General features: G+C 73.4%; 4 protein-coding genes. 1 reads left to right on the top strand and 3 read right to left on the bottom strand.

Features of this window, described 5'->3' with window-relative positions:
* Positions 1-115: 115 nt before the first annotated feature.
* Genes OJ997_RS35875 through OJ997_RS35865 form a run of 3 tightly spaced genes read right to left on the bottom strand, consistent with a single transcriptional unit; the run spans position 116 to position 4,108 of the window.
* Positions 116-2,176, bottom strand: a complete 2,061-nt coding sequence (locus OJ997_RS35875; RefSeq protein ID WP_270030270.1) for a putative bifunctional diguanylate cyclase/phosphodiesterase — start codon at positions 2,174-2,176, stop codon at positions 116-118.
* A complete protein-coding gene (locus OJ997_RS35870; protein ID WP_270030269.1) occupies positions 2,173-3,336 on the bottom strand; it encodes an FIST signal transduction protein in 1,164 nt (387 codons plus the stop codon). Before OJ997_RS35870 ends, OJ997_RS35875 begins: the two co-directional genes overlap by 4 nt.
* 25 nt (positions 3,337-3,361) lie before the next feature.
* The gene (locus OJ997_RS35865) at positions 3,362-4,108 is read right to left on the bottom strand and encodes an Fpg/Nei family DNA glycosylase (protein ID WP_270030268.1); all 747 of its coding nucleotides are present in this window, start codon (positions 4,106-4,108) and stop codon (positions 3,362-3,364) included.
* A gap of 26 nt (positions 4,109-4,134) precedes the next feature.
* Between OJ997_RS35865 and OJ997_RS35860 the strand changes: the two genes are divergently transcribed.
* Complete coding sequence (locus tag OJ997_RS35860) at positions 4,135-5,043, top strand: HpcH/HpaI aldolase/citrate lyase family protein (RefSeq protein ID WP_270030267.1); 909 nt, start codon at positions 4,135-4,137, stop codon at positions 5,041-5,043.
* The last annotated feature ends 86 nt before the right edge of the window (positions 5,044-5,129 follow it).

Raw genomic sequence — 5,129 nt, 5'->3', positions numbered from 1 at the left:
CGCGCGGGCGGGGCGGCGTGGGGGTGGGCGGGACGGCGCGGGGCGTACGGGGCGGGGCGTGCGGGACGGCGTGGGGCGTGCGGGGGCGGGGCAGCGGGCGGGGCGCGCCCGCGGGTCACACGGTGCTGAGCAGCTCGTTCGCGCTCATGGGGCGCGCGAACAGGAAGCCCTGGCCCTTGGTGCAGCCGAGCGCGCGGAGGGCTTCGCGCTGGGTCTCGGTCTCGATGCCCTCCGCGACGACGGCGAGCCCGAACGAGCGGCCGAGGTCGAGGATCGCGCGGGCGAGCTGGCCGCCCTCCTCGAGCGTGTCGACGAACGGCTTCGGGATCTTCAGCGCGTCGAGAGGCAGCTGCTGCAGGTACTGGAGGGAGGAGTGGCCGGTGCCGAAGTCGTCGATCGCGATCCGCACACCGAGGGCCTTGAGCTCACGCAGCAGCGAGGCGGTGCGCTCGACGTCGGTCATCAGGACGCTCTCGGTCACCTCGAGGTACAGCCGCGAGGCTTCGAGCCCGGAGCGCTCCAGCGCGCCCGCGACCGTGGCCACGAACTCCGACGAGCGCAGCTGGACGGAGGACACGTTGACGCTGACGAGCACGTGGTCCGGCCAGCCCGCGGCGGTCTGGCACGCCTCCTCGAGCACCCACGCGCCCAGCGGCACGATCAGCCCGGTCGTCTCGGCCAGCGGGATGAACTCGCACGGCGGCACGGTCCAGCGGCAGAGCGCCTCGGCGGCGCGCAGGCGGCCCGTCTCCAGGTCGACGATCGGCTGGAACGCGAGCGAGAGCCCACCGTGCTCGAGCGCCAGCCGCAGCTCGTGCTCCATCGCGACGCTCGCGACCATCGCGGCGTGCATCTCGCCGTCGAACGAGACCACGCGGTCGCGGCCCTGGGCCTTGGCCTGGTACATCGCGAGGTCGGCGTCGCGCAGCAGGTCGCCGCCCGGCCCGGTCGCGGTGGCGACGCCGATGCTCGCCCGCACCATCACGGGCTTGCCGGCGAGCGGGACCGGCGGGCGCAGCGCGTCGAGCATCCGCTGCGCGACTCCGAGCGCCTCGCGTTCGTCAACGAGCCCGTCCACGAGCACCGCGAACTCGTCGCCGCCCAGGCGCGCCGCGGTATCGCCCGCGCGGAGCGCGTCGTGCAGCCGCCCGGCGACCGCGATCAGCAGCTCGTCGCCGCGGCCGTGGCCGAGCGAGTCGTTGATCGTCTTGAAGCCGTCGAGGTCGAGGAACAGCACGCCGACCGCGGTTCCGTTGCGCAACGCACGCTGCTCGGCCTGGCGGAGGCGGTCCACGAACAGCGAGCGGTTCGGCAGGTTGGTCAGTGGGTCGTGCAGCGCGCGGTGGACGGCGTCCGCGTGGTTGCGGGCGTCGGTCAGCGCGACGCTCGCGTGCTCGGCGAACGCCACCATCGCCTCGCGCTCGTCCGGCCCGTACCGTCGCCCGGCGTGCCGCGACGCGACCGTCAGAATCCCGCAGCGCACGCCGTTGCGGGACACCGGGGCGACCATGACCGCCTCGGCGTCCTCGTTGCGCAGCTCAGGCTGGTCCGGCTCGTCGAGCACGACCAGCCCGGTCGGCATGGCGTGTGGGAGGTTGCGCCGCTTCTCGAGCGACTCGGCACCGATGCCCGCCGAGGCCACCAGCGTCAGCATGTCCTGGTCCATCAGCCACAGCGCGCCGATCTCGTCGCCCACCAGGTCGCAGGCGCCGTCGACGATCGACTGCAGCAACGCGGCGAGGTCGGTGCGGTCCACGATCGAGCGTTGGATCTCCGCGAGGCGCTCGAGCAGCGCCTGACGCGACCGCAGGGAATGCACGAGCTCGAGCGTGCGCACCGTCTGCGCCAGCGCCCGCGCCATCCCGCGCAGCAACGCGGCCTCCTCGACCGTGAACGGCTCGTCCGCGCGCGAGACGGCCAGGACGCCGTCGTCGAGCGGCGCGCAAAGCACGCCTTCGCCGCTCGTCCAGTCCGCGGACGGCGCTGATCCCGCCCCGAAGCCGATGCTCGTCAGCACGACCCCGTCGCGCACGACGACGCCGTGCTCGGCGTCGAACGCGTCCGCCGCGCGCTCGACGCCGGCGTCCAGCGCGGCGTCGACCGTCTCGCACGTGCCGAGCAACGTCAGGTACTCCGTGAGCTGGTGGGCGGCCCAGTTGAACGGCACGGAGCTCATGCGAGCGCCATGACCACGAGCGTCTGGTTGTGGAAGCCGCTGATCCCGCGCGTGCGGGCGATCTCACCGTACGTGTAGAAGCCGGCGACCGGCGCGCCGCCGCACGCGGCGCCGATCCGGCTGACCTCGTCCGCGATGCCGGCCGCCCCGAGCACGCTGCGGCGCGCGATGCAGTCGAACGCGAGCACGCCCAACGCGGGCGCGCCGTCGAGCGCCGCGAGCGCGCCCGCACACGCGCCGTCCGTGGCGGTCAGCACCGACTCCGAGTCGCCCTCCATGAAGAACGCGATCCCGCCCTGCGGGACCTCGGCGATGCACCCGAGCGAGCGGTCCTCGAAGTTCGCGCCGCCGACGAAGCGCACGTGGTCCTCGCCGGACCGCCGCCCGAGCCCGAGCGGGTGGCTGAGCGCAAAGAGGGTGAACGCGGCCGGGTCGTCCCACACCTCGGCAGGCGCCTCCAGCCGTTCCAAGTACACGTCCAACGCCGGCCGGTCGTCCAAGGTGAAGACCCGGTTGCCCGCGCTGCTCGTGACCAGCACGGGTTCGCCGACCCGCTGCCAGCCGTGCTGGACGCCGATCCCGAGCGGCGCGTCCGAGCCGAGCGCGACGCCGATGACGGCGTCCTGCAGCACCTGCTCGCCGTAGAGCTGGAACGTCGCCCGCATGGCGAGATCGTCACCCGCGCAGCCGCCGACGAGCGGGACCCCGGAGCCCGCGACGTCGTAGGCGCCGCGGACGATCGCCTGCTGGTCACCCGCCAGGCCGTCACTCAACAGCAGCAGCGCGCGGTGCGGGCGCGGCTCGACGGTCTGCAGGCACTCGGCGACCTCAGCGCCCGCCTCGCGCAGACGCTTCGAGGCGCCGGTGGCGACCCGCGTGCACGCGGCGAAGCCCGGGCCGCCGAGCGCGAGCACGACGACGCCGTGGTCGCCGGGACCCGACGTGGCGATCTCGCCCGCCGTCGAGCAGCCCACCAGCGGGACGTCACCGGGCGCGATCCCGCGCAGCAACGCCGGAAGGTCGTGCGCGGGGGAGGCAAAGACGATGAGCAGGCGCGCGGCGTCGCGACCGGCGAGCGCGGAGGCACGGGCGGACGCTCCGGCGGCAGCCGAATCCGTGTCGACTGACTCGCCGACCCCTACCCAACGCGCAATCGTCATCGATCGGATGATCGGCGCATCCCGCTCATGGTTGACAGTTAGGGCACCAAAAGGTCGTACGGCCGCCGACCGTGGCGCGATCAACCGTCGTTCCGCAACGCGGGCAGGCGTGCCCACGCTTGCGGTGCGGGATGAAGTCCCCGGTGTGCACGCCGCCCTTGCGGATGGCGTCACGGGTGGCCGCGCGCAGGACGCGGCGCAGGTGGTCGAGCTCCTCTTCGGACAGCTCGCCGGCCGCCCGCTTCGGGTTGAGCTTCGCCCGCCAGAGCGTCTCGTCGGCCAGCAGGTTGCCGACGCCGGCGAGCGAGCGCTGGTCGAGCAGCCGGGCCTTCAAAGGCATCGACCCGCGGCCGACCCGCTCGCGGAACGCGTCGCGGGAGATCAGCGCGGCGTCCGGCCCGATGTGGTCGAAGTCGGGCTCGATCAGCGCCCGACCGAGCCGGCGCTTGTCGCGCAACGCGAGCCGGCTGCCGTCCGCGAACTCGAGCGCGAACCGGTCCCACTTCTCGTGCGCCGGCTCGTCGATCGCGATCCGTCCGGCCATCCCGAGGTGCAGCCCGAGCTCCGGCCCGTCGTCCGAGGTCTCCGCCCAGAGGAACTTGCCGCGGCGGTGGGCGACGGTCAGCGTGCGGCCGATCAGCGCCTCCGCGATCTCGCCCGGCGCGTGCGGACGGCACACGTAGGTGTCGCGGTCGTCGACGAAGACGATCTCGCGCCCCAGCACCTTCTCGATCTGCGCTCGCGCGCGCTCCGCCTCTGGCAGTTCCGGCATGTCTCTGACACTACGATCCGCGGTCGATGTCCCGATCACGCCGCACGTGCCACGCCGTTCCCGGCTCCAACGAGCGCTTCATCGCCAAGGCGGTCGGCCTCGACGCCGACGAGATCTTCCTCGACCTCGAAGACGCGGTCGCCCCGAACGAGAAGGACAGCGCGCGCGACCGCGTGATCGAGGCGCTGCGCTCGACCGACTTCGGCGACAAGACGGTGGTCGTGCGCGTGAACGGCACCGACACGCCGCACTTCTACAAGGACCTGATCGCGGTCGTCGAGCAGGCGGGGGACAGGCTCGACGCGATCATGGTGCCGAAGGTCCGGACGCCGGGCGACGTCGAGATGACGGCCAAGCTGCTCACCCAGATCGAGCTGGCGAAGGGCTTCGAGGCCGGCCGGATCGGCATCGAGGCGCAGATCGAGGATGCGACCGGGCTCGTCGCCTGCGAGGCGATCGCGCTCGCCTCGCCGCGGATGGAGACGCTGATCTTCGGCCCGGGCGATTACAGCGCCTCGGTCGGCATCCCGATCACGACGATCGGCGCCGCGCCCGACGGCTACCCCGGCGACCACCTGAACTACGTCTACTCGCGGCTGGTGGTCGCGGCGCGCGCGGCGGGCATCCAGGCCATCGACGGACCGTACGGTCGCGTCGGTGACGACGACGGCCTGCGGGAACGCGCGCAGCTCGCCCGAGCGCTCGGCATGGACGGCAAGTGGACGATCCACCCCGGCCAGATCGCGATCGTCAACGAGGTCTTCAGCCCCGAGCGCGAGCAGTGGGAGCGAGCCGAGGCGATGCTCGCCGCCTACCGCGAGGCGCACGCGGCGGGGTCCGGCGCGGCGATGTACGACGGCGAGATGATCGACGAGGCCAACCGCAAGATGGCCGAGCGGATCGCGCAGGCCGGCCGAGCCGCGGGCTACGAGTAGGCGCGGCGCCCCTTGGCGACGTGCGCCGCGTGGCGGCAGGCGGCGCGTGGCGGCGGGCGGCGCGTGGCGGCGGGCGGCGGGTGGCG

The organism is Solirubrobacter phytolaccae (assembly GCF_027587195.1).
Lineage (GTDB): Bacteria > Actinomycetota > Thermoleophilia > Solirubrobacterales > Solirubrobacteraceae > Solirubrobacter > Solirubrobacter phytolaccae.
Note: the sequence above shows the minus strand (reverse complement) of the source record. Positions and strands in the feature narration are given on the sequence as shown.

Bases quoted from the DNA above. Each gene is read 5' to 3' on its own strand.
- OJ997_RS35865 (WP_270030268.1), bottom strand. From the start codon at position 4,108: ATGCCGGAACTGCCAGAGGCGGAGCGCGCGCGAGCGCAGATCGAGAAG.
- OJ997_RS35860 (WP_270030267.1), top strand. From the start codon at position 4,135: ATGTCCCGATCACGCCGCACGTGCCACGCCGTTCCCGGCTCCAACGAG.
- OJ997_RS35875 (WP_270030270.1), bottom strand. From the start codon at position 2,176: ATGAGCTCCGTGCCGTTCAACTGGGCCGCCCACCAGCTCACGGAGTAC.
- OJ997_RS35870 (WP_270030269.1), bottom strand. From the start codon at position 3,336: ATGACGATTGCGCGTTGGGTAGGGGTCGGCGAGTCAGTCGACACGGAT.